The 23,859-nt window shown below is 74.1% G+C and carries 19 protein-coding genes; 16 read left to right on the forward strand and 3 right to left on the reverse strand.

Translation table 11 applies throughout. The features are described from left to right. Nucleotides 1-35 precede the first annotated feature (35 nt). From ACFT41_RS18825 to ACFT41_RS18900, 16 genes are all read left to right on the forward strand, one after another. Nucleotides 36-1,583: an AMP-binding protein gene (locus ACFT41_RS18825; protein WP_377587124.1), complete on the forward strand. Its 1,548-nt coding sequence runs from the start codon at nt 36-38 to the stop codon at nt 1,581-1,583. A 30-nt stretch (nt 1,584-1,613) separates the two neighbouring features. Further along, complete coding sequence (locus tag ACFT41_RS18830) at nt 1,614-2,765, forward strand: acyl-CoA dehydrogenase family protein (protein ID WP_377587123.1); 1,152 nt, start codon at nt 1,614-1,616, stop codon at nt 2,763-2,765. Nucleotides 2,766-2,778: 13 nt separating this feature from the next. Beyond that, complete coding sequence (locus ACFT41_RS18835; RefSeq protein ID WP_377587121.1) at nt 2,779-3,846, forward strand: acyl-CoA dehydrogenase family protein; 1,068 nt, start codon at nt 2,779-2,781, stop codon at nt 3,844-3,846. 72 nt (nt 3,847-3,918) lie between these two features. Continuing rightward, nucleotides 3,919-5,064 carry an LLM class flavin-dependent oxidoreductase gene (locus tag ACFT41_RS18840; protein WP_377587120.1) on the forward strand — a complete coding sequence of 382 codons (1,146 nt, stop codon included), beginning with the start codon at nt 3,919-3,921 and terminating at the stop codon, nt 5,062-5,064. Then, nucleotides 5,061-6,068 (forward strand): LLM class flavin-dependent oxidoreductase, encoded by a 1,008-nt coding sequence (locus ACFT41_RS18845; protein WP_377587119.1) that lies wholly within the window; start codon nt 5,061-5,063, stop codon nt 6,066-6,068. The genes ACFT41_RS18840 and ACFT41_RS18845 overlap by 4 nt, the downstream gene beginning before the upstream one ends. After that, entirely contained in the window at nt 6,065-7,699 is a 1,635-nt protein-coding gene (locus ACFT41_RS18850) for a class I adenylate-forming enzyme family protein (RefSeq protein ID WP_377613934.1), read from the forward strand. Before ACFT41_RS18845 ends, ACFT41_RS18850 begins: the two co-directional genes overlap by 4 nt. Then, entirely contained in the window at nt 7,699-8,697 is a 999-nt protein-coding gene (locus ACFT41_RS18855) for an LLM class flavin-dependent oxidoreductase (RefSeq protein ID WP_377587117.1), read from the forward strand. The genes ACFT41_RS18850 and ACFT41_RS18855 overlap by 1 nt, the downstream gene beginning before the upstream one ends. 9 nt (nt 8,698-8,706) lie before the next feature. Next, entirely contained in the window at nt 8,707-9,678 is a 972-nt protein-coding gene (locus ACFT41_RS18860) for an enoyl-CoA hydratase/isomerase family protein (protein ID WP_377587115.1), read from the forward strand. Between the two features lie 9 nt (nt 9,679-9,687). Beyond that, the gene (locus ACFT41_RS18865; protein ID WP_377587113.1) at nt 9,688-10,671 is read left to right on the forward strand and encodes an LLM class flavin-dependent oxidoreductase; all 984 of its coding nucleotides are present in this window, start codon (nt 9,688-9,690) and stop codon (nt 10,669-10,671) included. Continuing rightward, entirely contained in the window at nt 10,668-11,006 is a 339-nt protein-coding gene (locus ACFT41_RS18870; protein WP_377587112.1) for a VOC family protein, read from the forward strand. The genes ACFT41_RS18865 and ACFT41_RS18870 overlap by 4 nt, the downstream gene beginning before the upstream one ends. Further along, a complete protein-coding gene (npdG, locus tag ACFT41_RS18875; protein ID WP_377587110.1) occupies nt 11,003-11,665 on the forward strand; it encodes an NADPH-dependent F420 reductase in 663 nt (220 codons plus the stop codon). The genes ACFT41_RS18870 and npdG overlap by 4 nt, the downstream gene beginning before the upstream one ends. Before the next feature lie 172 nt (nt 11,666-11,837). After that, on the forward strand, nt 11,838-13,640 hold the full coding sequence (locus ACFT41_RS18880; RefSeq protein WP_377587145.1) for a prolyl oligopeptidase family serine peptidase: 1,803 nt from the start codon (nt 11,838-11,840) through the stop codon (nt 13,638-13,640). Nucleotides 13,641-13,792: 152 nt separating this feature from the next. Beyond that, on the forward strand, nt 13,793-15,736 hold the full coding sequence (locus tag ACFT41_RS18885) for a RiPP maturation radical SAM C-methyltransferase (protein ID WP_377587108.1): 1,944 nt from the start codon (nt 13,793-13,795) through the stop codon (nt 15,734-15,736). Further along, complete coding sequence (locus tag ACFT41_RS18890; RefSeq protein WP_377587107.1) at nt 15,717-16,376, forward strand: DUF5825 family protein; 660 nt, start codon at nt 15,717-15,719, stop codon at nt 16,374-16,376. The genes ACFT41_RS18885 and ACFT41_RS18890 overlap by 20 nt, the downstream gene beginning before the upstream one ends. A gap of 30 nt (nt 16,377-16,406) precedes the next feature. Next, the gene (locus ACFT41_RS18895) at nt 16,407-17,612 is read left to right on the forward strand and encodes a cytochrome P450 (RefSeq protein ID WP_377587106.1); all 1,206 of its coding nucleotides are present in this window, start codon (nt 16,407-16,409) and stop codon (nt 17,610-17,612) included. Further along, nucleotides 17,605-18,855 carry an MFS transporter gene (locus ACFT41_RS18900; protein WP_377587105.1) on the forward strand — a complete coding sequence of 417 codons (1,251 nt, stop codon included), beginning with the start codon at nt 17,605-17,607 and terminating at the stop codon, nt 18,853-18,855. Before ACFT41_RS18895 ends, ACFT41_RS18900 begins: the two co-directional genes overlap by 8 nt. A gap of 30 nt (nt 18,856-18,885) precedes the next feature. On the opposite strand, the gene ACFT41_RS18905 is transcribed toward ACFT41_RS18900, so the two are convergent. The 3 genes from ACFT41_RS18905 to ACFT41_RS18915 all read right to left on the reverse strand — a co-directional run bounded on the left by ACFT41_RS18905 (nt 18,886) and on the right by ACFT41_RS18915 (nt 23,369). After that, nucleotides 18,886-20,418 (reverse strand): polysaccharide deacetylase family protein, encoded by a 1,533-nt coding sequence (locus ACFT41_RS18905; protein WP_377587104.1) that lies wholly within the window; start codon nt 20,416-20,418, stop codon nt 18,886-18,888. 112 nt (nt 20,419-20,530) lie between these two features. Further along, entirely contained in the window at nt 20,531-21,985 is a 1,455-nt protein-coding gene (locus tag ACFT41_RS18910) for a glycosyltransferase (RefSeq protein ID WP_377587103.1), read from the reverse strand. Nucleotide 21,986: 1 nt separating this feature from the next. Further along, nucleotides 21,987-23,369 (reverse strand): nucleotide sugar dehydrogenase, encoded by a 1,383-nt coding sequence (locus ACFT41_RS18915; RefSeq protein WP_377587102.1) that lies wholly within the window; start codon nt 23,367-23,369, stop codon nt 21,987-21,989. Between the last annotated feature and the right edge of the window lie 490 nt (nt 23,370-23,859).

Here is a 23,859-nt window from a genome sequence, read left to right on the forward strand (position 1 = left end):
ATACCGGATGGTCGGAATTTAATTCAAGGAGTCCGATGAGCGAGGAGCGGACGGGGTTCCGGCGGTGGGCAGCCGCCGAACCGGACCTGTGCGCGATCGTGACCGCCGACGATCGGCGGATCTCCTACGGCGACCTGTTCTCCGAGGTGAACCGGATCTCGCACGGCCTGCGCGCCCGCGCGGGCCTCCAGGCCGGCGACACGGTCGCGGCGGTCATGACGAACAGCGCCGGCATGGTCGCGCTCTATCTCGCGGCGATGCAGTCGGGGCTCTACCTCGTGACGCTCAACTACCACCTCACCGCGCCCGAGGTCGGCTACATCCTCGCCGACAGCGGCGCGAGGGTGGTCGTCGGCTCCACCCGCGTCGAGGACGTCGTGGTCGCCGCCGCCGAGGCCGCGCCCGGCATCGAGGTCTTCGTCGACGGCACGCCCACCACGGGCCGGGCCCGGCCGCTGTCGGCGCTCACCGAGGGCATGGCCGACACGAGCCCGCAGGACACGCCGGCCGGGTCGCTGATGATGTACACCTCGGGCACCACCGGCCGTCCGAAGGGCGTCAAGCGGCCGCTCAGCGGCGTCGACGCCGACACCGGGGCGCTGACGTACGTCTGGCTGTTCAAGGAGTTCGGGATGGAACGCCCCGCGTTCGCGTCCTGGCTGGTCTCCGCGCCGATGTACCACTCGGCCAACATCACCCCGGCCATGGGCGCGCTGCACGCCGGCGGCACCCTGGTCCTGATGGACGGCTGGACGCCGGAGGGCTTCCTGCGGCGGGTCCAGGACCGTCGCGTCACCGGGACCAGCATGGTGCCGACGCACTTCTACCGGCTGCTGCAACTGCCCCCCGACGTGCGGGACGCCTACGACGTCTCCTCGCTGCACTACGTGCTGCACGGCGCGGCGCCCTGCCCCCGCGAGGTCAAGCAGCGGATCCTCGACTGGTTCGGCCCCGTCGTCTACGAGTACTACGGCTCGACCGAGGTCGGCACGACCATCGCGCGTCCGCACGAGTGGCTCGCCCACCCGGGCACCGTCGGCCGCCCGGCCTCGATCTCCACCCTGCGGATCCTCGACGAGCTGGGCAACGAGGTGCCCGTCGGGCAGACCGGCATCGTCTACATGCGTCAGGGCGACGACCGGGTCGAATACCACAACGACCCGGGCAAGACCGACGGCGCGCGCCGCGACGGCCTGATGACCGTCTGGGACGTCGGCCACGTCGACGCCGACGGCTTCCTCTACATCACCGGCCGTGCGGCCGAGCTGATCCTCGTCGGCGGGGTCAACGTCTACCCGGCCGAAATCGAGGCGGCGCTGCTGGAACACGACTGGGTCGTCGACGCCGGCGTCGTCGGCGTGCCCGACGAGGAGTTCGGCGAGGTGCCCCAGGCGCACGTCGTCCTGGCCGACGCCGCGCCCGACGCCGACGCGGCCGTGGCGCAGCTGCGCCGGCACCTCGCGCAGCGGCTGGCGAAGCCGAAGCGCCCGGTGTCGTACGTCGTGCGCGACGCGCTGCCGCGCGACCCGAACGGCAAGCTCTACAAGGCCCGGCTCACGCGCTCCACGGAGCTGTCCGCGTGAGGGGCACCGACGACCCGGTGGGAGGTGGGCATGGACTTCGCTGACAGCGGCACCGACCTGGCGCTCCGGCGCGAGGTCGGCGGCTGGCTCGACGGGGCGCTGGCCGACGTGCCCGACCAGGAGGAGCTGTCGCAGGCCGAGCGCGAGCACTGGTCGCGGGTGTGGCAGGACCGGCTGTGCGCCGGCGGCTGGGCCGGCCTGTCGTGGCCGACCGCGCACGGTGGCCGGGGCATGGACTCGCTGGCGCAGGCCATCTTCAACGAGGAGGCCGCCGTGCGCGGCGCGCCGTACCCGCTCAACGGGGTCGGCATGATGCTGGCCGGGCCCACGATCATCGCCCACGGCACCGACGGGCAGCAGGCCCGGCACCTGCCGGGGATCCTGCGCGGCGAGACGTACTGGTGCCAGGGCTTCAGCGAGCCCTGCTCCGGCTCCGACCTGGCGAGCCTGCGTACGGCCGCGACCCGGGTCGACGGCGGGTGGCGCGTCAACGGCGCGAAGATCTGGACCTCCAACGCGCACAACGCCTCGAAGTGCCTGCTGCTGGCGCGCACCGACCCCGACGCGCCGAAGCACCGCGGCATCACCTATCTCCTCGCCCCGATGGACGGGTTCACCGTCCGGTCACTGGAGATGATCAACGGGGACACCGAGTTCAACGAGATGTTCCTCGACGACGTCTTCGTGCCCGACTGCGATGTGCTCGGCGGCGTCGGCAACGGCTGGAACGTCGCGCTCACCACGCTCGCGTTCGAACGCGGCAGCATGGCGCTGAACCTGTGGGTGTGGGCCCGCCAGGCGGTGGACCGGGTCGTCGACCTCGCGGTGGCGCGCGGCGTGGCCGACGACGGCGCGTTCCTCGACACGGTGGGCGCGCTGCACTGCGACGCCGAGGCGGTCCGGATCGGGTCGATGCGCATGCTCGGCGAGAGCCGGGCCGGCGGCGTGCCGGGCCCGGAGACGTCGGCGCTCAAGAGCCTGTGGGCGCAGGTGGTGCAGAACGCCAACCGCCTCGCCGTGCAGCTCGACGAGGCCGGCGGCGTGCTGCTCGACGGCGACGGGGCCGCCGCCCGGATGCGCCGCTACCTGCGTGCCCGCGCCCACACCATCGAGGGCGGCACGGAGGAAGTCCAGAAGTCGATCCTCGCGGAGCGGGTGCTGAACCTGCCCCGCTCACGCTGAGTGGAGTGGCCACATGCGAGCAACCTTCACCCCCGAGCAGCGGGAGATCGGCGAGACCGTCGCCTCCCTCGCGGCGGGGGAGAGCGCCCGGGCGCGCGACGCCCTGTCGGGCCCGTGGCTCGCCCCGGCCTGCGACGGCCCGCTGCTGCGCGACTTCGGCCTCCTCGGGGTGCCCGAGGCGGCCGGCGGCGTCGGGTCGAGCCTGATCGACCTGCTCGTCGCCGTCGAGGCGCTCGGCGAGCGGCTCGTGCCGAGCCGGTTCCCGGCGCACGCGGCGGCGGTCCAGCTGCTCTGCGGCGACGACGGGTCCGACCCGCTGCCCGAGGAGGTGCTGGCGGGCGGCCGGGTGCTCACCTGCGCGGTCGACGTGCCGGGCGCCGCCGGCTGGGCGGACCGGGTGTCGCCCGATCCGCTGGTGCGGACCCTGGTGCCGTACGCGGCGCAGGCGGACGGCATAGCCGTCCTGGGCCCCGGCGGGGTCTGGACCGCAGAGGCGGCCCGGGTCGACGTGCGGGAGTCGGCCGATGCGTCGGTGCCGCTGTCGGACGTCACCCTGGCCGCACCCGGGCGCGTGGCATCCGCTGGTGCGGGCGTCCGGCGCGCCACGCTGGTGGCCGCCGCCGAGCTGTGCGGGGTCGCGCAGGGGGCGATCGACCTGGCCGCCGAGCAGGCCCGTACCCGCCGGCAGTTCGGGCGGGTGATCGGCTCGTTCCAGGGGGTCGCGTTCCAGCTCGCCGAGGCCGCCACGGCGCGCAAGGCCGCGTGGGACCTTACGCTCTACGCCGCGTGGGCGGTCGACACCGGCCGTTCCGACGCCGAGATCCAGGTGCACGCGGCGAAGGCCGCGGCCGGCCGCGCGGCGGTCTTCGCGGCCGAGCGGTGCATCCAGGTCCACGGCGGGATGGGCATCACCATGGAGGCGGACCCGCACCTGTTCCTGCGTCGGGCGCTCGTGCTCGACGCCCGGTTCGGGCGCGGCTCGTGGCACCGCCGTCGCGTCGGCGAGCTGCGGGTCGCGGCGCTGCGGGTCGGCGCGCGCACCGGCGAGCTGCGCGTCCGTGCGCGTACCGCAGCGGCCTGACCTGCGCGACCCTTGCAGGCCATCCACCACGGCAGTAACATACCGGCTGGTCGGAATAAACGAGGAGAGGCCGTGAAGTTCGGAATCATGAACCTGTTCCCGGTGGGCGACGGCACATCGGACCACCAGGTGCTGCGGGAGACCCTCGACGAGATCCAGCTGGCCGACGAGTTGGGCTTCGACTCGATCTGGCTGGCCGAGCACCACTTCTCCAAGTACGGCATCCTCGGCAGCCCGGTGAACTTCGGCATGGCCGTCGCCGAGCGGACCCGGCGCATCACCATCGGCACCGCCGTGCTCGTGCTGCCGCTGCACCACCCGCTGCGCCTGGCCGAGGACATCGCCGCCCTCGACGTGCTCAGTGGCGGCCGGGTCTGCATCGGCGTCGGCCGCGGCTACCAGCCCGCCGAGTTCGCCGGCTTCGGCATCCCCCTTGAGGAGTCCAAGCAGCGTTACCAGGAGACCCTGGAGGTCCTGCGGCTGGCGCTGTCGCAGGAGAACTTCTCCTACCACGGCCAGATCTTCCACTACGACGACGTCACGACCTACCCGCGCCCGCACACCCCCGGCGGCCCGCCGATCCTGCAGGGCACCGTCTCCCCGGACAGCTTCCGCGAGCGCGGCGCGGTCGGCGAGTCGATCATCACCTCCCCGAACTTCACGCCGTTGGGCATCATGCAGAAGAACTTCAGCCTCTACCGGCAGAGCATGCGGGAGAACGGGTTCGACATCGCCGCCTACGACCTGCCGTTCATGCAGCAGGTCTGGTGCGGCGACAGCGAGGAGGGCCTGCGGGAGGCCGCCCTGGCCGCGATGAACTACTACAAGTCGGTCGGCAAGGTCATCCCCGGCTCGGAGGAGGCCATCGAGCAGGAACGGGCCTACTACGCGGCCGTCGCGAAGAACATCGAGCTGCTGACCCTGGAGCAGACGCTGACGCACGGCGGCAACTTCGGCTCGGCGCAGCGCGTCATCGACACCATCGAGATGCTGCGCGAACAGCTCGGCATCAACCACTACATCGGCTGGCTGCGGATCCCGTCGCTGGACCGCCGGGCCGCGCTGCGGTCGATGGAGGAGTTCGCCGCGAAGGTCATCCCGCACTTCCGCGCGCAGGACAACGCCAGCGCCAGTGGCAACGGCAGCGCCACCGCCACCGGCAGCGCCACCGCCACCGCCCGGGTGGAGACACCTGTCACCCAGGCGGTCGTCGGGTGAGAATCAGCTGCTTCCTCAGCGCCCAGTTCGACCCGTCGGCCTCCGTCGTCGACGGCATCGACGGCGTGCTCGCCCAGGCCGCCGCCGCCGAGGCGGCCGGCTTCCACGCCGTCTACCTCGGCCACCACTACCTGGCCCGGTCGGCGTTCGTCCAGCCGATCCCGCTGGCCGGGTACCTCGCCCGCGCCACCTCGCGGGTCCGCATCGGCTTCGGGGTGCTGCTGGCCCCCCTGCTGAACCCGGTCGCGCTCGCCGAGGACCTCGCATCCCTCGACGTGCTCTCGCGCGGCCGGCTGACCGTCGGCATCGGCGCCGGCTACCGCAGGCGCGAGACCGCCGCCTTCGGCGTCGCCTGGGACGACCGGCTGCGCCGCCTGCGCGAGTACGTGCCGATGCTGCGGTCGCTGTGGAACGGCGAGACGGTCGACGTCGCCGGCAGCTGGGGAGAGGTTCCCGGAGCGGCCCTGGCGCTGCGCCCCGTGCAGCCCGGCGGCCCGCCGCTGTGGATCGGCGCGTTCGCCGAGCCCGCGATCCGCCGGGCCGCGCGGCTGGACGCCCCGTGGCTCATCGGCCCCAAGGGCAACGACGCCGAGCTGGCCCGGTTGCTCGGCAGCTACCGCGCCGACCTCGCCGAACGCGGCTTCTCCCTCGACCGGGAGTACCCGATGACCCGCGAGGCGTACCTCGGCGACAGCTACGCCAGTGCGGTCGCGGCCGTCCGCCCGCATCTCGAGCGCCAGTACGCCGGCTACAAGTCGTGGGACGAGGCCCAGTCCCTCGACCTCGACCGCTACCTCGCCGAGGACTGCCTGGTCGGGTCGGCCGACGAGATCGTCGACAAGCTGCGTCGCTGGGAGACCGACCTCGGCATCACGGAGGTCTCCCTGCGGCACCAGTTCGTCGGCGCCGGCCAGGACGAGGCGATGGAGCAGCTCGCCCGCTTCGGCGCGGAGGTCGTCGCGCGCGTCGACACCGCACCGACCGGGCGGGAGGAGGCCCGATGAGCGCCGGCAACCTCGCCCGCATCCTCGACCGGCGCTGCGCCGACCGTCCCGACGTGCCGGGCCTGCACGGCGAGGACGGCCGGTCGTGGACGTTCGACCAGGTCGACCTGCTCGCCGGCGGGGTCGCCGCCGCGCTGCGCGCCGAGGGCGTCGGCCCCGGCGACCGCGTCGCCTGCTACCTGACCAACGGCCCGGAGATCGTCTTCTTCCTCTTCGGCGCGTGGAAGATCGGCGCGGTCCCGGTCACCGTGAGCAGCCTCTACAACGCCGCCGAGCTGGCCGAGTCGGTCGCGAAGACCGACCCGCGCCTGCTGCTCGTCGACGACCGCCGCCCGGACGTGGTCGCCGAGTTCCTCGCCGCCGCCGGGGACGCGCCGCCGGTGCGTAGCGTCGCGGAACCGCTCGCCGGGGCGGCGGCGCTGCCGTGGCGGCACGAGGCGCGGGTGCCGACGGTCGACGTCGCGCCCGAGGCCGAGGCGTGCATCCTGTTCACCGGGGGCACCACCACCGGGCGGCCGAAGGCGGTCAGCGTCACCCACGGCGGGACCCGCGAGTCGCTCGGGCGGCTGGCCCGGGTCAGCACCGGCACCGACGCCGAGGGCACCGCCGCGCCCGACGCCGCCCCCAACCTCATCGCCCTGCCGCTGTTCCACAGCGGCGGCCAGCACTCGCTGCTGTTCGCGTACTTCGTCGGGCGGGCCGCCGTGGTCTGGGAACGCTTCGGCGTCGACCGCCTCGCCGACCTGATGGACCGGTTCGCGTTCGACAACCTCTTCCTGCTGCCCACGATGGTCTTCGACATCGTGCACGCCGAGCGGGACCTGCCGTTTCACGGGGTCAAGTCCGTCCTCGTGGCCGGGCAGGCGATCTCCTGGCCGGTGCGGCGCGCCTTCGAGGAGCGCTACCGGGTGCCCATCCTGGTCAACTACGGCTCGACCGAGGCCGGGCACATCGCCGGCTGGACCGGCCGGGACATGAAGGCCGGCCGGTGGAAGCCCGGGTCGGCCGGCCGGGTCTACCCGGGCGTGGAGCTGGAGATCCGCGACGACGCGGGCGAGGCCCTGCCCGCCGGCTCGTCGGGCGAGGTGGTCGTCCGGTCCGCGCTCACCCGGGGGTACGTCGACGACGCCGAGGCGTCCCGTGACCTGGTCCGCGACGGCTGGGTGCACACCGGCGACATCGGCTACGTCGACGCCGACGGCGTCCTGTTCCTCGTCGGCCGCAAGCGCGACATGATCAAGTGCGGCGGTTTCCAGGTGTGGCCCGAGGAGATCGAGGACGTGCTGCGCGAGCACCCGCTCGTGCGCGACGTGCGGGTGCTCGGCCGCCCCGACGACCGGCTGGGCGAGATCCCCGTGGCGCTCGTCGTGCGGGAGGCCGACGACGCGGTCGCCGACGCCGACCTCGCCGACGCCGTCGTCGCGTACGCCCGGGACCGCCTCGCCCACTTCAAGACCCCCCGGCGGGTCGAGTTCGTGCCCGCCCTGGAACGCAGCACCACCGGCAAGACCAGCCGCGCAGCGGCACCCCTGCCGGAGGCGGGCAAGACCAGCCGCGCAGCGGCACCCCTGCCGGAGGCGGGCAAGACCAGCCGCGCGGCGGCACCCGTGGCGCAGGGAGGGGGAAGCTGATGAGGTTCGGCATCATGGCGTCGCACCAGTACCCGCACGGCGACGACCTGCGCAGGCATCTCGACGACCTGTTCGGCACCGTCGAGCTGGCCGCCGAGCTGGGCTACGACTCGGTGTGGACGATCAACCACTTCCAGTCCAACCTGGCCACCCCGCAGCCCATCTCGATGCTGGCGAGCCTGATCCCGCGCTCGGGCGACATGCTGCTCGGCACCGGCATCCTGCTGCTGCCGATGTTCCACCCGGCGCACATCGCCGAGGAGTTCGCCACCCTCGACCACCTCTCCGGCGGGCGGGTGGTCCTCGGCGTCGGCGCCGGCTACCGCGACAACGAGTTCGCCGCCTTCGGCATCGACCCCGACACCCGGTTCCGCCGCTTCGACGAGAGCCTGCGGCTCATCCGGGCCCTGTGGACCGGGGAGCCGGTCACCCACGAGGGCGAGTTCTACCCGCAGGCCGACGCCACGATCGGGGTACGCCCGCTGACCCCGGGCGGCCCGCCGATCTGGATCGGCGCGGGCGGCAGGAAGGCCGTCCGCCGGGCGGCCCGCCTCGGCGACGCCTGGTACGCGCCGGGCAACTCCCCGAGCCGCCGGTTCCTGCCCGAACACCTCGCCGTCTACAACGAGGCCCTCGTCGAGTACGGCCGCGACCCGGCGACGGTGCAGCGGCCCGTCGGCGTCGAACTCTACTGCGCGCCGACCACCGAGCGGGCCGTCGAGGAGGCGCTGCCCCACGCCCGGGTCGAGTACTCGACGTACGCCGAGTATCCGGCGCTGCGCTGGCAGCGGGACCGGTTCGACGAGTTGGTCCGCAACACGCTGCTGCTGGGCTCCCCGGAGTTCCTCGTCGAACGGATCTCCGCCCTGCGCGACCTGGGCTTCGACCACCTCATCTTCCGTCCCGGGTGGCTGGGCATGCCCACCGGGAAGCTGCGCGCCTCGCTGCGGCTGTTCGCCACCGAAGTGATCCCCGCCTTCCGCACCCCCGCCACCTAAGGAACCGCCGTGAAGAAGACCGAAGCCGAGCTTCTGGAACACCAGTGGGACGTCGAGAACATGGAGGTCGACCCCGAGGTCCTCGCGAAGTACGTCCGCTACGACGTCGACGAGCGGCGGTCCGTCGCGACCATCACCTTCGACCGCCCCGAGCGGCTCAACGCCATCCCGGTGGCCGCGTTCGAACGGGTCGGTGACCTGGTGCGGGAGGCCGAGACCGACGACCGGGTCAAGGTCATCGTGTTTAAGGGCGAGGGCGAGCACTTCGGCACCGGGGCCGACGCCGCCGAGCTGGGCCACTACATCGGCTACAAGACCGGCACGGACAAGGCGTCGCGGCGGCGGCCGGCGCAGCGGCAGCGCATCCTGCCCGACCGCAACGTGCTCAGCTCCGGCTTCACCCGCCCGATCATCGAGTCGCTGAAGGCGACCATCTGCCAGGTGCAGGGCTACTGCTACGGCGGCCACTTCCAGATCGCGCTGTCGGCCGACATCGTCATCGCCTCCCCGGACGCCCGGTTCACCCACCCGGCGTTCCGCTACCTCGGCCCCGCCCCGCAGGACATGTACCACTGGATCGAGAAGGTCGGCCTGACGACGATGAAGGACGTCATGCTGACCATGCGGGCCATCGGCGCGGAGGAGGGCGAGCGCAAGGGCCTGGTCACCAAGGTCGTCGAGCGCGACGAGCTGCAGAAGTGGGTCGACGACTACGCCGACGCGATCGCCGTCATGCCGCTGGACTCGCTGATGATGGGCAAGTCGATGATGCAGCTGGTGATGGAGGCCCGGGGCAAGGGCCTGGGCGCGATGACCGGCTGGGTCGGGCACGGCTGGGCCACCAACGTCAGCTTCGAGGAGGGTGACTGGAACTTCCTCAAGGAGCGTCGCGAGAAGGGCATCGCCCAGGCGCTGGCCGACCGGGACCGGCTGGTCGCGCCGTACTTCCGGCTCAGCGACACCCGGTCCCGGGAAGAGTAGGCGCGCGGCGTGAAGTTCGGCATCCTGCTCGACCACCAGTACGCCCCCGGCGACGACCTGCGGCGGCGCGTCGGCGAGACCGTCGAGTACGTCCAGCACATCCGCGACCTGGGCTACGACTCGGTGTTCGGCATCCACCACTACCTGTCGTCGCTGAGCACGCCGCAGCCGCTGCCGCTGCTGAGCCGGCTCATCGACCACTCCGGGACCATGCAGCTCGGCACCGGCATCCTGATCCTGCCGCTGGGCCACCCGGTGCACTGGGCCGAGGAGATCGCGACCATCGACCAGATGTCCGGCGGCCGGTTCGTGCTGGGCATCGGCTCCGGCTACCGCGACGTCGAGTTCGCGTCGTTCGGCATCGACCGGCGTACCCGGGTGTCGCGGATGACCGAGGCCCTCGAGGTGATGCAGCGGCTGTGGACGGGGGAGGCGGTCCACCACGAGGGGAAGCACTTCACCCTCGACGGCGTACGGTGCAGTGTCCTGCCCGCGCAGCGCCCGCACCCGCCGGTGTGGGTCGGCGCCAACGGCCCGGCCGGCATCGCCCGGATCGCCCGGCAGGGGATGCCGTGGCTGGCCCCGTCGAACGTGCGCCGCAACTGGGCCGTCGGCAACCTGGCCGACTACCGGGAGCAGCGCCGGGCGGCCGGCTTCGGCGAGGAGGGCGCGGTGTTCCCGATCCACCGAGACCTGTGCGTCGCGGACTCCGCCGACGCCGCCTTCGCGGTGGCCGGCGACGCGGTACGCCGCTCCTACGGCGAGTACGTCCAGTACGGCATGGACTTCTTCGAGTCGCAGTGGGACGCGATCAAGGAGAAGGCGCTGTTCTTCGGCTCACCCGACGACATCGCCGCGAAGATCCGGGACTTCGCCGACGCCGGCTACAACCACTTCGTGTTCCGGGCCCAGTGGCTCGGCCTGCCCATCGAGCGGTCCATCGCCATCGTCGAGCGGTTCGCCCGCGAGGTCATGCCGAGGTTCCGCCCATGAGGATCGGGCACGTGATCGTCCCCGCCGGGGACCTGGATGCCCAGCTCGCCTTCTACACCGGCCTCGGGCTGACGGTGCGCTTCCGCGACGGCGACCGGTACACGGCGCTCACCGACGGCACCGTCACCATCGGCCTCGCCGACGCCTCCCAGCAGCCCGTCGCCGGGCGGACCCTGCTCAGCGTCGAGGTCGACGACCTGGACGCCTGCGTGGCCCGGCTGGTGGCCGCCGGCGCCACCGCCGGAGCACCGCAGGCCGGGCCGCACGAGCGGCGGACGGTCGTCGTCGACCCGGCCGGCAACCCGATCGTGGTCTACGAGAGGACACCGGCATGACCGTCAGCGACACGCTTCGCGACCGGACCGTCGCCGTGCTCGGCGGGACGGGCCCGCAGGGGCGCGGCCTCGCCCGCCGCTTCGCCGCGGCCGGGCTCGACGTCGTCCTCGGGTCGCGGGACGCCGAACGCGCGGCGCAGACCGCCGCGGCGCTGCCCGGCCGGGTCCGGGGCGCGGCGAACGCCGACGCCGCAGCCGCCGGCGACATCGTGGTGGTCGCCGTCCCGTGGGACGGCCACGCCGAGCTGCTCACCGAACTCGCCCCGGTGCTGGCCGGGAAGGTCGTGGTCGACTGCGTCAACCCGCTGGGCTTCGACAGGCAGGGTGCCCACGCCCTCACCGTCGCCGAGGGCTCGGCGGCCCAGCAGGCCGCGGCCATCCTCACCGGATCGACCGTCGTCGGCGCGTTCCACCACGTCTCCGCCGTGGTCCTGGAGGACCCCGACCTCGACACGGTCGACACCGACGTGCTCGTGCTCGGCGACGACCGCGAGGCCACCGACCTCGTCCAGGGCCTCGCGGCCGTCATCCCCGGCGTGCGCGGCATCTACGGCGGGCGGCTGCGCAACGCGCACCAGGTGGAGGCGTTCACCGCCAACCTCATCTCGGTCAACCGGCGTTTCCGCTCACACGCCGGCCTGCGCGTCACCGACGTGTAGCCGGTCCCGACGACACCCGACTACATTTACACATAGGCATACCTCGATTACTATCGGTGCTCCGGCCGTCCGGTGGAACGGGGTCGTCGTGATTGCACCGCGCGCACCGGCATTCGCCGCCGCCGCCCCACTCCGGGCCGTCGAACTCGACGACGACGCCGGCCGCCCGCAGGTGGTCGCCTGTGACCGCGCCACCGGGCAGCGCCGGATCCTGACCCGGGCGCGGCACGGGGTGGACGCCTGCGACCTGGAGCCGGACGGCGGCCACGTCTGGTGGTTCGACGCCGGCCCGGACGGCGCGGGAGTCTGGCGACGCCAGCCGTTCGACGGCGGACCGGCCGCGCCCGCGCTGACCGGGCTGCCCCGGGGCCGGCCATACGGCATCGCCTTCGACCACGCCGGGACGCTGGCGGTCGTCTGCGTCGGGCGCGACGCGGAGTCCCGGTGCTTCCTCGGGACGCCCGGCGGCCCGGCGCGCCCGCTGGCGACCGTGGCCGGCTACGCGCCCCTGGTGGACCTGAGCCCGGACGGCACCCTGCTCGCCCTCGCCGGGCGACCGGACGGGCCGGTCGCGGTCACGGTGGTCCGGCTCACCGACGGCCACACCGAGGTCCTCGCCGGCGGCCCGGACCGCCGGGTGTGGGCCCTGGAGTTCCGCCCCGGACCGGCCGGCGACGCGGACCTGCTGCTGGTCGTGGAGGCGGGCGGGCGCTACACCGTCGGCACCTGGTGGCCGGGGCGGGCCGTCCGGCTGTACGAGCGGCTGGCGTTCGACACGGAGATCACCGCGCACTGGCACGTCGACGGCCGCCGGGTGCTGGTCCAACAGGACCGAGCGGGACGCAGCCGGCTGCTCCTGGCCGACCTCGACGGCGGCGAGCCGACCGTCCTGCCCACCCCTCCGGGGACCATCCTGGAACTGGCCTGCGCGCCCGAGGGCACGATCCACTACGTGTGGAGCCGGGAGGCGGTGCCGCCGCGCCGGCTGGTCGTCGACCCGGCCGCCGACCGCCACCCGACGTCGGGCCCGCCGAGCGTACCGGGCCGCCGCGAGGTGTGGACCCCCCAGCCGTACGGCCGGATCCACAGCTTCCTGGCCACCCCGCCCGGCACCGGGCCGTGGCCGACGCTTCTGCTGCTGCACGGTGGGCCCTTCCTGCACGACCGGGACAGCTACGACCCCCGGGTGGAACTGCTCACCGGGGCCGGCTACGCCGTCGTGCGCACCAACTACCGGGGGTCCACCGGCTACGGTCCACGGTGGCGGCACGACTTCGGCCACCGGGTCGGCCTGGCCCAACTGGAGGACCTCGCCGCCGTACGCCGGCACCTGGTCGACCTCGGTGTCGCACAGCCGGGACGCATCGGGCTGTGCGGCTACTCCTGGGGCGGCTACCTGGTGCTGCTCGCGCTGGGCGTCGCGCCCGACGACTGGGCGGTCGGGCTGGCGGTCTCCCCGGTGGCTGACTACTCCACCGCCCACCGCACGACCCTGCCCGCCGTGCGCGAGGCCGACGAGGAACTCTTCGGCGGCACTCCCGCCGAGGTCCCCGACCGGTACCGGGCCGCCGACCCGATGACCTACCTGGACCGGGTGCGCGGCCCGCTCTTCGTCGCCGCCGCCACCGACGACGAACGGTGCCCGGCGGAGGCGGTCGGGCGGTACGTGGCCGCGCTGCGGGACCGGTCGGTGCCGCACGAGGTGCTCTGGACCACCGGTGGGCACCACGGCGACGCCGCCGACCAGACGACCGTCTTCGCCGCCCTGCTCCGGTACGCCGCCACGGTGCTGCCGCCGGACGACGACGCGACTCCGGCGTCCCCCAGCCAGGACCACCGCGACCGGCGGGGTCCGACCCCGGACCGACCGGAGGGAGGTGAATGCAATGAAGCGACGCACTGTGCGGCACGACCCGATCAGCACGGGCGAGCGGGACCGCGGCGCCGTCATCGTCAAGATGCTCCTCGATCTTGACCGGGCGGTTCCGGCCGCGCGGCCCCAGGTGACCGAGGCGCCGCCGGCCGGCAAGTGACCCGGCGGCGGTGACGGCACGTCCAACGACGTCGTTCCGGGGTGCCGCCGCGCGGCCCCGGGACGATGCCCAGCCCGTCGAAAGGAAACCGGCGATGAAGGTCGTCCTGGTGCACATGCCGTGGGGATCGCTCGACGTCCCGTCGCTCGCCCTGGGCATCCTGCGTACCTCCGCCGGCGACGTCGGCCACGACGTGCGGGTCCGCTACGCGAACCTGGACTTCGTCGACTGGGCGGTGGACCGCCTGGCCTTCGGCCTGGCCGACTACCAGTACTTCTCCGAGACCTCCTACTTCCAGGGCGCCGGGGACTGGGTGTTCGCCGGCGCCCTCTACGGGCAGCGGCGCGACTTCGCGCCGTTCCACCGGTTGCTGGCCGACGCGGGGGCGAGCCGGGCCGAGACGGCGATGACCGCCGCGCTGCACGAGCTGGTACCGGAGTTCGTGGCGGCCCTGGTCGCCGAGCTGGACGCCGCCGCGCCCGACGTCGTCGGGTTCACCAGCACCTTCCAGCAGAACACCGCCAGCCTGGCCGCCGCCCGCCTGCTCAAGCAGCGCCGGCCCGCCGTGCGGACCGTGCTCGGCGGGGCCAACTGCGACGGGGCGCAGGGCGCGGCGCTGCACCGCAACTTCCCGTTCCTCGACTTCGTCGTGCGGGGCGAGGGGGAGGCGGCCTTCCCCGCGCTGCTCGACGCGCTCGGCGCCGAACCGGTCACCGACGGCGGCGCCGGCCCGCTCCCCGGCGGTGGCGTGGCCGGCGGCCTCGCGGACATCCCCGGGCTGTGCTGGCGGGACCCCACGGGCGTCGCGCGGGCCAACCCCATGTCGACGCGACCGCTGCCACCGGCCCGGATCGTCGCCCCGGACTACACCGGTTTCGTCGAGCGCCTCGACGCCTCGGCGGCGGCCGAGTGGGTGGCGCCGAAGCTGGTCGTCGAGGGCTCCCGGGGCTGCTGGTGGGGTGAGAAGCACCACTGCACCTTCTGCGGCCTCAACGGCTCGTCGATGCAGTTCCGCAGCAAGAGCCCGGGGCGCTTCCTCGACGAGGTGCTGGATCTGGCCCGCCGGCACCAGCTGCTGGACTTCATCGTGGTCGACAACATCCTGGACATGGCGTACTTCGACTCGGTGCTGCTGCGGCTGGCCGAGTCCGAGTACGACGTCCGGCTGCACTTCGAGGTCAAGGCCAACCTGCGCCGGCACCACTTCCAGCGGCTCGGCGAGGCCGGGGCGGTGCAGGTCCAGCCCGGGGTGGAGAACCTGAGCACCCACGTGCTGCGGCTGATGGACAAGGGCGTGACCGGCTGCCAGAACGTCCGGGCCCTGCGCGAGGCGCAGAGCGCCGGGGTGACGACGAGCTGGAACTACCTGTACGGGTTCCCCGGCGAGACGGCCGAGGACTACACCGACGTCATCGCGCAGCTGCCGGCGATGCACCACCTCGACCCGCCGATGGGCGCGGCGCGCATCGCCATCGAGCGGTTCAGCCCCTACTTCAACCAGCCTGAGCTGGGCTTCCCGGTGCTGGAGCCGGCACCGCAGTACCGGGAGATCTACCACCTGCCGGCCGGGGAACTCGCCGACCTGGCGTACATCTTCACCACCGTCGCCCGGGGCATCGGCCGGGCCGAGGCGGCGGCGCTGGACGCGGCGATCGACCGGTGGCGGGCCGAGTATCCGGTCAGCCGGCTCACCTACCAGGAGATCGACGACCGGATCGTGCTGGTCAGCCGGCGGGCCGCGTACGACTGGTCGGTGCGCGAGCTGACCACGCCGGCCGAGGTCGGGCTGTTCCGGCTGCTGGCGCAGCCCCGGACGGACGCCACCCTGGCCGCCCGCACGCCCGGCGGGGCGGCGGTGGTGCGGCCCTTGCTCGACCACTGGTCGGAGCTGGGCGTCGTGTTCCACGAGGGGGGCTGCTGGGTGCACACCGCCGTCGAGTCGCACAACCAGGTGCTGGCCCGGGTCGACCATCAACGGGCCGCCGCGGACGCCGCCGCGCGCGCCGGAGAGGACCGCCATGCCGTCGCCGCGGGTTGACTTCGGCGCGACCGTGGTCGAGGTCGAACTGTCCCGCGACTACGACCCGGTCGCCGCCCGGCTGCCCGGGATGGCGCTCGGCACGCACCGGCTGGTCGGGCCGTGCGGCCCGGCCGTGGCCGGCTGGTACGCCGCCGGCGCGCGGCACGCGCGGTTGGCCCACCCGGTGGACCTGTGCGCCGACGCCGACGCCGGCTCGGCGCGGTCCCTGGTGCTGGTCCGGGAGCTGACCGCCCGGGGGATCGCGGTGGACTGGACGGCGCGCTGCCGGGACGGATGCCACGGCGGCGACCTGTTCACCCACCTGCACCCGCCGGCCCGCCTCGACGGGGACGCCGCCGGCACGGTCGCGGCCCGCTGGCGGGCGGCGTTCTTCCTCGGCCGGTGCGTCTACCGGCGTGGCCCCGGCTTCGTGGAGGTCCGCGACCGGCGTTCCGGCTCCCTGGAGGTGGTGACGATCGACGAGCCGGGTCACCTGGCGGCGATCGCGACGCTGGCCGAGGGCGTCGCGGCGACGGCGGTGCCGGCCGAGGTGCGCCGGGACCTCGCCGGGGCGCACCTGGTCGCCGGGCAGGCCGGCCACCTGTGGTGGTTGCCGACCCGCGCCCACCGTTGGCCCTTCCCCGCCCTGATCGTCTAGCTCGTCCGAGCGTGTCACCCGAGGAGACCCATGACCAGCGCCGAGGACGGGCCGACGCCACCACGGCAGGCCCCGTTCGTCGTCGACCCGTACCCGACGTTGGCCCGGATCCGGGCCAACGGTCCGGTGTCGGTCCTGCACAGCGACGAGGGTCTGCCCATGTGGGTCGTCGCCCGCTACCGCGACGTGCGCGCGGCGCTGGCCGACCCGAGGTTCGGCCAGGACGCCCGCCGGGCGCAGGAGCTGGCCGACCGTCGGGTGGCGGGGGTGACGCTCGGCGGCGACATGGTCCACATGCTCAACAGCGACCCGCCCGACCACACCCGGCTCCGCCGGCTGATCCACGGGTTCTTCACCGCCCGGCGGGTGGCGGCCATGCGTCCGCTGGTGCAGCGGGTCAGCACCGCGCTGCTCGACGAGGTCGCCGACCGCGACACCGTCGACCTGGTGGCGGACTTCGCCTTCCCGCTGCCGATGCTGGTCATCTGCGAGTTGATCGGCTTCCCGCCCGAGGAACGGGCCGCCTACCGGAGTTGGTCGACGGCGATCCTGACCCACGGCGACGACCCGGAGGCGTTCGGCCGGGCACTGCGGGAGCTGACCGACCACATCGCCGTCGTGCTGCGGCGGCGGCGCACCGACCCGCGCGACGACCTGCTGACCGTCCTGCTCGCGGCCCGCGACCAGGGGCAGCTCGCCGACGACGAGATCGTGGGCATGGTGTTCCTGCTGCTCATCGGGGGCCACGAGACGACCGTCAACCTGCTCGGCACGGCCACCCTGGCGCTGCTGCGCCACCCCGACCAGCACGCCTGGCTGCGGCGCAACCGGGCCGCGCTGCCCGCGGCGGTCGACGAGTTCCTCCGGTACGAGTCGCCGGTGAGCATGGCGACGCTGCGGTTCACCACCGCGCCGGTGGACGTCGACGGGGTCGAGATCCCCGCCGGGGAACTGGTGCTGGTGTCCCTCGGCGGGGCGAACCGCGACCCCGACCGGTTCCCCGACGCCGACCGGCTGCTGCTCGACCGGGGCGACGCCGGGCACCTCGCCTTCGGCCACGGGACGCACCGGTGCCTCGGCGCGTTCCTCGGCAAACTGGAGGGCGAGGTGGCGTTGGCCGGGCTGCTGGACCGCTTCCCCGGGCTGGCCCTGGCCGGCACCGAGACGGACCTGCGCTGGCGCAACACGATCATGCTGCGGGGGCTGGAGTCGCTGCCGGTGGCCCTGCATGGCTGACACCACCACCCGAACCCCCCGACGTCGGCTGCGGCTGAGCCTGGTGCCGCTGCGGTCCCGCGACTACCGGCTGCTCTTCGTCGCCGAGTCGGTGTCGGTCTTCGGCGACGCCTTCCACGCCGTCGCGCTGCCCTTCCTCGTCTACCAGGCCGGCGGGGGTGCCCGCGAACTCGGGCTGCTGGTCGCCGGCTACGGCCTGTGCCGGCTGGCGACCACCCCGCTGGGCGGGATCCTCGCCGACCGGGTCGGCCCCTGGCAGGTGATGCTCGCCTCCGACCTCCTCCGGCTGGCGTCCACCGCCGCGATCGCGGTGGCCGCCGTCGCCGGCGACCCCGGACTCGTCCCGATCGGGGCGCTGGTCGCCGTCGCCGGGCTGGGGGCCGGCCTGTTCCAGCCGGCCGCCTACGCCATCACGCCCCGGCTGCTCCCGGCCGACCAGTTGCAGGCCGGCAACGCGTTGCACAGCACCGCCGGCTTCGCCGCCGGGCTGGTCGGGCCCGGGGTGGCCGGACTGGTCGTCGTCCTGCTCTCGCCGGGCGTCGCGTTCGGCGTCGACGCGCTGACCTTCGCGGTCTCGGCCGCCTGCCTCGCCGCCATCGGGGCGCACCACCGGCGGGCCGCGCCGGTCGCCCGGCCCGCCGACGGGACGGCGTCGCCGCCCCGGCTGACATTCTGGCAGCTGCTGCGCGGGTCACCGCTGCTGCGGACCGTCCTGGTGGTGACCGCCGCGGCCAACCTGACCGTCGGCGGGATGGTCCGGGTGGGGCTGCCCTCGCTGGCCAGCGCAGAGCTGGCCGCCGGGGCCGGCGGCTTCGGTGGCCTGCTGGCCGCGTTCACCGGCGGCTCGCTGGCCGGCGGGTTCTTCACCGCCGCGCTCACCGGGATCCGGCGACGCGGCGCCACGGCCATGCTCGCCGGCCTGGTGATGGCCGGGGCGGTGGCGCTCGTGCCGTTCACCGGGTACGCCGGTGCCCTCGTCGCGCTGGCCGTTGCCGGTGTCGCCAGCACCGTGACCAACGTCCTGGTCGTCACCGTCGTCCAGCAGCACACCGCCGCCCACCTGCTGGGCCGGGTGATGAGCGCCATCCTCTTCGCGGCGTTGAGCCTGTTCCCGCTGTCCGGCGCGGCGGCGGGGCTGGTGGTGGACGCGTACGGCAGCGGGGTGCTCTTCCTGGCAACCTCGGCGACACTGGGTGCCGCCTTCGCCTTCGGCCTGTCCCGCCGGGCGCTGCGCGACGGCTGAGCCGTCGCGGGGGTCACGCCACCCGGTCCGTCAACCCGCGGCGTCGACCGCGAGGGCGGCGACCGACGGATGGGCGGCGCCCGCAACGTCGTCGATGGCCACCGCGAGCCCACCGGTGGACCGCGGCCCGGCCGGCGTCGCCACCCGCAGGGCGGGACCGCCGTCGACCCGGGCGACGGTCTCGCCGTCGCGCACCGTCACCTCCACGCGGTGGGTCGCGGCCGGGGTCAGCGCGGCCTCGGCGACCACCCGGCCGCCGCGCAGCAGCGCCACCCGGCCGTGCGCGACGCGCACCGAGACCGGGTCGTCGCTGTCCACCCGGACCGTCAGGGTGACGGTGCCGCCGTCGGCCCGCAGGCCGCGCAGCGCGGCGTCGACCGTGTAGCCGGTCCAGTCCGCGCTGGCGTAGGCGAGCAGCGTGCCGTAGGCGCGGCGAGGGCTGGCGGCGGTGAACCGGCCGGCGGTCAACGACGACAGGTCGGTCATCGGCTCGCCCTTCTGGTCGCGCCAGTCCCAGGCGTTCGTGAACGGGGCGGACACCCGCGCGGGCGCGGCCGTCCGCTCGACCACCGCGCTGACCAGCTCGGCGGCGCTCGTCGTGGCGTACACCTCGGCCCGCTCGACCTGCCCGCCGGCCGCCGACCGGCGGCTGCTCGGCTCGGGCGCGAGCGACTTGTTGGTCAGCGCGGCGGCGAACCGCCCGGCGACCAGCTCGCGGCTGAACGCCGCCGCCGCCGGGTCGGTCACGGCGTCGCCGACCTCGGAGAACGGGTACGCGAACAACTGCGGCCGGGGCAGGTCGTGGGCGGCGAACGCGGCGAACATCGCGTCGAAGTCGGCGGTGAGCCGCTGCTCGTAGGCGGCCAGGCTCTCCTGCGCCTGCGTGGCCGGATCCCACCGCCGGTGGGTCAGCGGCGAGCCCAGCCGACCCGGCCCGGTCTGCACCCGGGTGTGCAGGTCGTGGGTGTGCGCCTGGAAGTCCCACCGGCCGGAGCGGGCCATCCGGGCGATCTCCGCCCAGCTCAGGTAGTACGGCCGGTGCTCGCCCACCTGCCCGGTGATCAGGTAGGAGGACGCCACCATGTCGTGCCGGGCGAGGATCCGGTCGGCGTACGCCCACAGGCCCCGGGTGCCGTCGTCGAAGGTCAGGTAGACCGAGCGTTCCGGCACCGTGCCGCCGCGCAGGTAGTCGACGTACTGCGCCGAGGAGATCGACCGGTAGCCGGCCGCGCGCAGGGCGGTGAGCTGGGCGTCGAACTCCTCCGGGCTGACCACGTAGTGCTCCCGGCCGGCGGGCTCGACCGCGGCCGGGTCGTCGCCGTGCGGCCGGATGTCGTGGTAGGCCACCACGACCGGCGCGGCCCGCTGCGGCAACTGGCCGGCCAGCTCCGTCCAGCGGCGCAGGTCCGCCGGGTCGACCCGGGTCACCTCGGTGTCCCGCTGCGCGCCGACGTGCCGCCGCAGGTCGGCCAGGTACCAGGAGACCCCGAACGGCGCCGCCACCACCAGCAGGGTGACGAGCGAGAGCAGCGCGCCCAGCGGGCGCGACCACCAGCGCGTCACCGCAGCACCTCCCCACGGGTGAACACCACGACGTAGAGCAGCACCAGCACCACGGCACCGGCGAGGGTGAGGATCACCCGGGCCAGCCTGGCGAGCAGCCGCCGGCCGGCGCTCACACCGCGCTCCGCGACCAGACGCCGCGCCGGATCGTGCCCACCGAGTAGGGCAGCAGCCAGGACAGCACCGTGGCGGAGAGCACGCTCATCAGCGGCCGGTACGCCCAGCGCGGGTCACCCGGGTTGTCCAGCCGGTAGGCCAGCCCCCAGAAGGTGCCCTTGAGCAGCACCCCGCACAGGTAGAGCAGCGGCACCGCCCACCAGCCGTGCAGCGGGGCCCACACCAGGTGCGCGAAGGCCATCGCCGGGGCCACCGCGACCCACAGCGCGTGCCCGTAGTAGAGCGCCGCCGGGCCGGGGCCGCGCCGCCACATGAACGTGCCGGTGAAGAAGAGGTTGCGCACGTAGCTCTTCTTCCAGCGGGTCTGCTGGCGCAGGAACGGGCGCGGCCGCGCCGGCACCGTCGTCCACACCCGGGCCGAGCGGACGTATCCGACCCGCCAGGCCCGCGGCGGGTGGTCCTCGTCGCGGACGAACGGCGAGTCGGCGAAGCGCCGCTTGAGCCGTACGCCGATCCAGCGCTGCCCGAGGACGTAGCCGGTGAGCTGCCGGTCGGTGGCGAAGCGGAACTCGCCGCCGAGGAACCGGTCCGCAGCCCAGGCCGGCAGGTAGTTGACGACCGCCTCCCGCCGGAACACCGCCAGCGGGCCGGAGACGCAGGTCACCGTGCCGAAGGACGCCTCGGCGGCCTTGGCCACCCGGAACTGGCCCTCGTACCAGACGTCCTGCACCCGGGTGAGCAGCGACTCGTCGGGGTTGAGCGCCCGGGCGTGCCCGCTGACCGCCCCGAGGTCCGGCTGCCGCAGCAGGGCCTCGACGCAGCGGCGCAGCGCGTCCGGGGCGAGGACGCAGTCGGAGTCGGTGAAGGCGAGCACGTCGCCGGTGGCGTGCCGGGCGCCGTGCACCAGGGCCCGCTTCTTGCCGACGTTGCGGGGCAGGTGCAGCACGGTGACCGGCAGTTCGGCGGCGAGTCGGTCCAGCACCTCGGCGGTGCCGTCGGTGGAGCCGTCGTCGACCACGATCACCTGCAACGGCCGGTGGTCGCTGTCGGTCATCGACCGTACGCACGCCTCGATCCCGTCGACCTCGTCCTTGACCGCCACCAGCAGGCTGACCCGGGGGGCCGGGGGCAGCGGCGGGAACGTGGCGGCGTGCCGGGGATGTGCCGGGGCCTCGCTCGGGTCCTCGTAGCGGGCGTAGGCCAGGTAGAACACGGCGACGGTGGCGGTGAGCACGGCGAAGCCGTAGTACGCCATCAGCGGCGCGTACGGCAGCAGGGGCAGCTGCCGGGCCAGCAGGGCGATCAGCGGGAGCAGGCAGAGCGCGGCGAGCAGCCGGCGCAGGCCGCGCCGGACCGGGTAGAGCGCCGGCGTCTCGGACGGCCCGGTCGGGACCTGGCGGGGTGTCGGCGCCTCGGACGAGTCGCGCCGGACCTGGTGGAGCACCGGCATCTCAGACGACCTCGCGGCGGGGCAGCCCGGTCATCCGGTAGGTGGCGTCGAGCACCATCGGCTGGCCGCGCAGCCACGCCTCGTCCAGGTCGGACTGGGCGGTGTGCACGACCACCAGGTCCCACTCCCGCTCGGTGTGGTCGGTCAGCCGGTGCAGGGTCGCGCCGTCGGGGGTGCGGACCGACGCGACGAGGTCGTCGACGAAGCCGACGTCCGCGCCGGCCCGGACCAGCTCGCCGATGATCTCCAGCGCCGGCGACTCGCGGACGTCCGCGACGCCGGGCTTGTAGGTCACCCCGACCAGCAGGACGCGGGCCCCGAGCAGCGTACGACCGGACCCGGCGAGCAGGTCCCGGACCCGCTCGACGACGCGGCGGGGACGGGCGGAGATGCCGCGCATCGCGGTCTCGATCAGCGGCGCCTCGCGGCGCTGCCCGCGCAGCTGCCACAGCAGGTAGTGCGGGTCGCAGGGGATGCAGTGCCCGCCCACCCCCGGGCCGGGCTGGAAGGCCATGAACCCGTAGGGCTTGGTGGCCGCCCCGTCGATCACCTCGGTGACGTCCAGGTGCAGGTCCCGGCAGAGGTCGGCGAACTCGTTGGCCAGGGCGATGTTGACGGCCCGGAAGGTGTTCTCCAGCAGCTTGGTCATCTCGGCGGCCTCGGGCGAGCCGAGCCGGTGCACCCGGGGGGTGATCCGGGCCAGCGCCGCGGCGGCCCGCGCGGTGCAGTCCGGGGTGACCCCGCCGACGACCCGGGGGGTCAGCTCCTGACGGTGCCCGTCGTTGCCGGGGTCGACCCGCTCCGGGGCGAAGGCCACCCACACCTCCTGCCCGACCCGCAGGCCCCGGGCGGCCAGCGGCTCGACCAGCAGGTCGCGGGTGGTGCCGACGTAGCTGGTCGAGGTGAGCACGAGGGTCTGGCCGGGGCGGGCGTGGGTGACCACCGCGGCGCAGGCGGCCCGCAGCGCGGTGAGGTCCGGGTCGAGGTGGCGGTCCACCGGCGTGGGCACGCAGATCAGCACCGTGTCGGCGTCGGCGATCTCGGCGATCGAGGTGGTGAGCCGCAGGGCCGGGTCGGTGGCCCGCAGCGTCTCGCGGAGCCGGTCGCGGTCGTCGTCGAGCAGGTCGGCCCGGCCGGCGCGGATGTCGTCGAGCCGGGCCGGGTCGATGTCGACCCCGATCACCCGCGCGCCGCTGCTGACCAGGGCCAGGCTGGTCGGCAGGCCGACGTAGCCGAGGCCGACCACGGCGGTCCGCGCCCCGGGGGCGACGGGAGCGGCGAGGGCGACGGCCGATGCGGTGGCCGGCGCCGGAGGGGTGGACGGGGTCGCCGGGGCGACGGCCGGCAGGTGGGACCGGTCGGCGGCGGGCAGGAGCTGCGACATGGTCGGATCCCTTACGCACGGTGAACGGGAGCGACTCAAGAGTGCCGAGCCCACCGCCTCGCCGCCGCTCGCCCGAACAGCCGACCGGTAGTCCGATCCGGCCCGCTGGCGACTGTCCGATCGGTCATTTTCGGGTGCGGAGAACCGGCCAGCGGCCTCAGGGTGGCCTAAAGCGGCAATCCCGCCTGTCACACCGTTCACGAGCCTTTCACCGATCCCGCCGGCCCGCGCCAAGTAAGAATCATCACTGGTTGCGACCGGTGCGGGTGTGCTCGCCAGCTCCTGCCGGGGCAAGGAAGCACGCTCGTCTTTCCCGGAAACAGCGCCCCACCCGCCCCACCCGCCCCCCGCCCCCTGCCCTCCCCTGTGCGCCGATCTTGCACTTTGGGCCCCGCAAATAGGCGCTTCGCCCCTTCTGTCGGGGCCGCAACTGCAAGGCGGCGACCCCGGGCGGCGACGGGTGACCCCGTCGGGCCCATCGGGTGAACCG

Source organism: Micromonospora sp. NPDC057141 (genome assembly GCF_042670805.1).
Classification (GTDB): domain Bacteria; phylum Actinomycetota; class Actinomycetes; order Mycobacteriales; family Micromonosporaceae; genus Micromonospora.

Coding starts and splice junctions, on each gene's coding strand:
- ACFT41_RS18890 (WP_377587107.1), top strand. CDS start 15,717: ATGCCGTCGCCGCGGGTTGACTTCGGCGCGACCGTGGTCGAGGTCGAA.
- ACFT41_RS18885 (WP_377587108.1), top strand. CDS start 13,793: ATGAAGGTCGTCCTGGTGCACATGCCGTGGGGATCGCTCGACGTCCCG.
- ACFT41_RS18825 (WP_377587124.1), top strand. CDS start 36: ATGAGCGAGGAGCGGACGGGGTTCCGGCGGTGGGCAGCCGCCGAACCG.
- ACFT41_RS18900 (WP_377587105.1), top strand. CDS start 17,605: ATGGCTGACACCACCACCCGAACCCCCCGACGTCGGCTGCGGCTGAGC.
- ACFT41_RS18915 (WP_377587102.1), bottom strand. CDS start 23,369: ATGTCGCAGCTCCTGCCCGCCGCCGACCGGTCCCACCTGCCGGCCGTC.
- ACFT41_RS18910 (WP_377587103.1), bottom strand. CDS start 21,985: ATGCCGGTGCTCCACCAGGTCCGGCGCGACTCGTCCGAGGCGCCGACA.
- ACFT41_RS18870 (WP_377587112.1), top strand. CDS start 10,668: ATGAGGATCGGGCACGTGATCGTCCCCGCCGGGGACCTGGATGCCCAG.
- ACFT41_RS18855 (WP_377587117.1), top strand. CDS start 7,699: ATGAGGTTCGGCATCATGGCGTCGCACCAGTACCCGCACGGCGACGAC.
- npdG (WP_377587110.1), top strand. CDS start 11,003: ATGACCGTCAGCGACACGCTTCGCGACCGGACCGTCGCCGTGCTCGGC.
- ACFT41_RS18835 (WP_377587121.1), top strand. CDS start 2,779: ATGCGAGCAACCTTCACCCCCGAGCAGCGGGAGATCGGCGAGACCGTC.
- ACFT41_RS18830 (WP_377587123.1), top strand. CDS start 1,614: ATGGACTTCGCTGACAGCGGCACCGACCTGGCGCTCCGGCGCGAGGTC.
- ACFT41_RS18850 (WP_377613934.1), top strand. CDS start 6,065: ATGAGCGCCGGCAACCTCGCCCGCATCCTCGACCGGCGCTGCGCCGAC.
- ACFT41_RS18895 (WP_377587106.1), top strand. CDS start 16,407: ATGACCAGCGCCGAGGACGGGCCGACGCCACCACGGCAGGCCCCGTTC.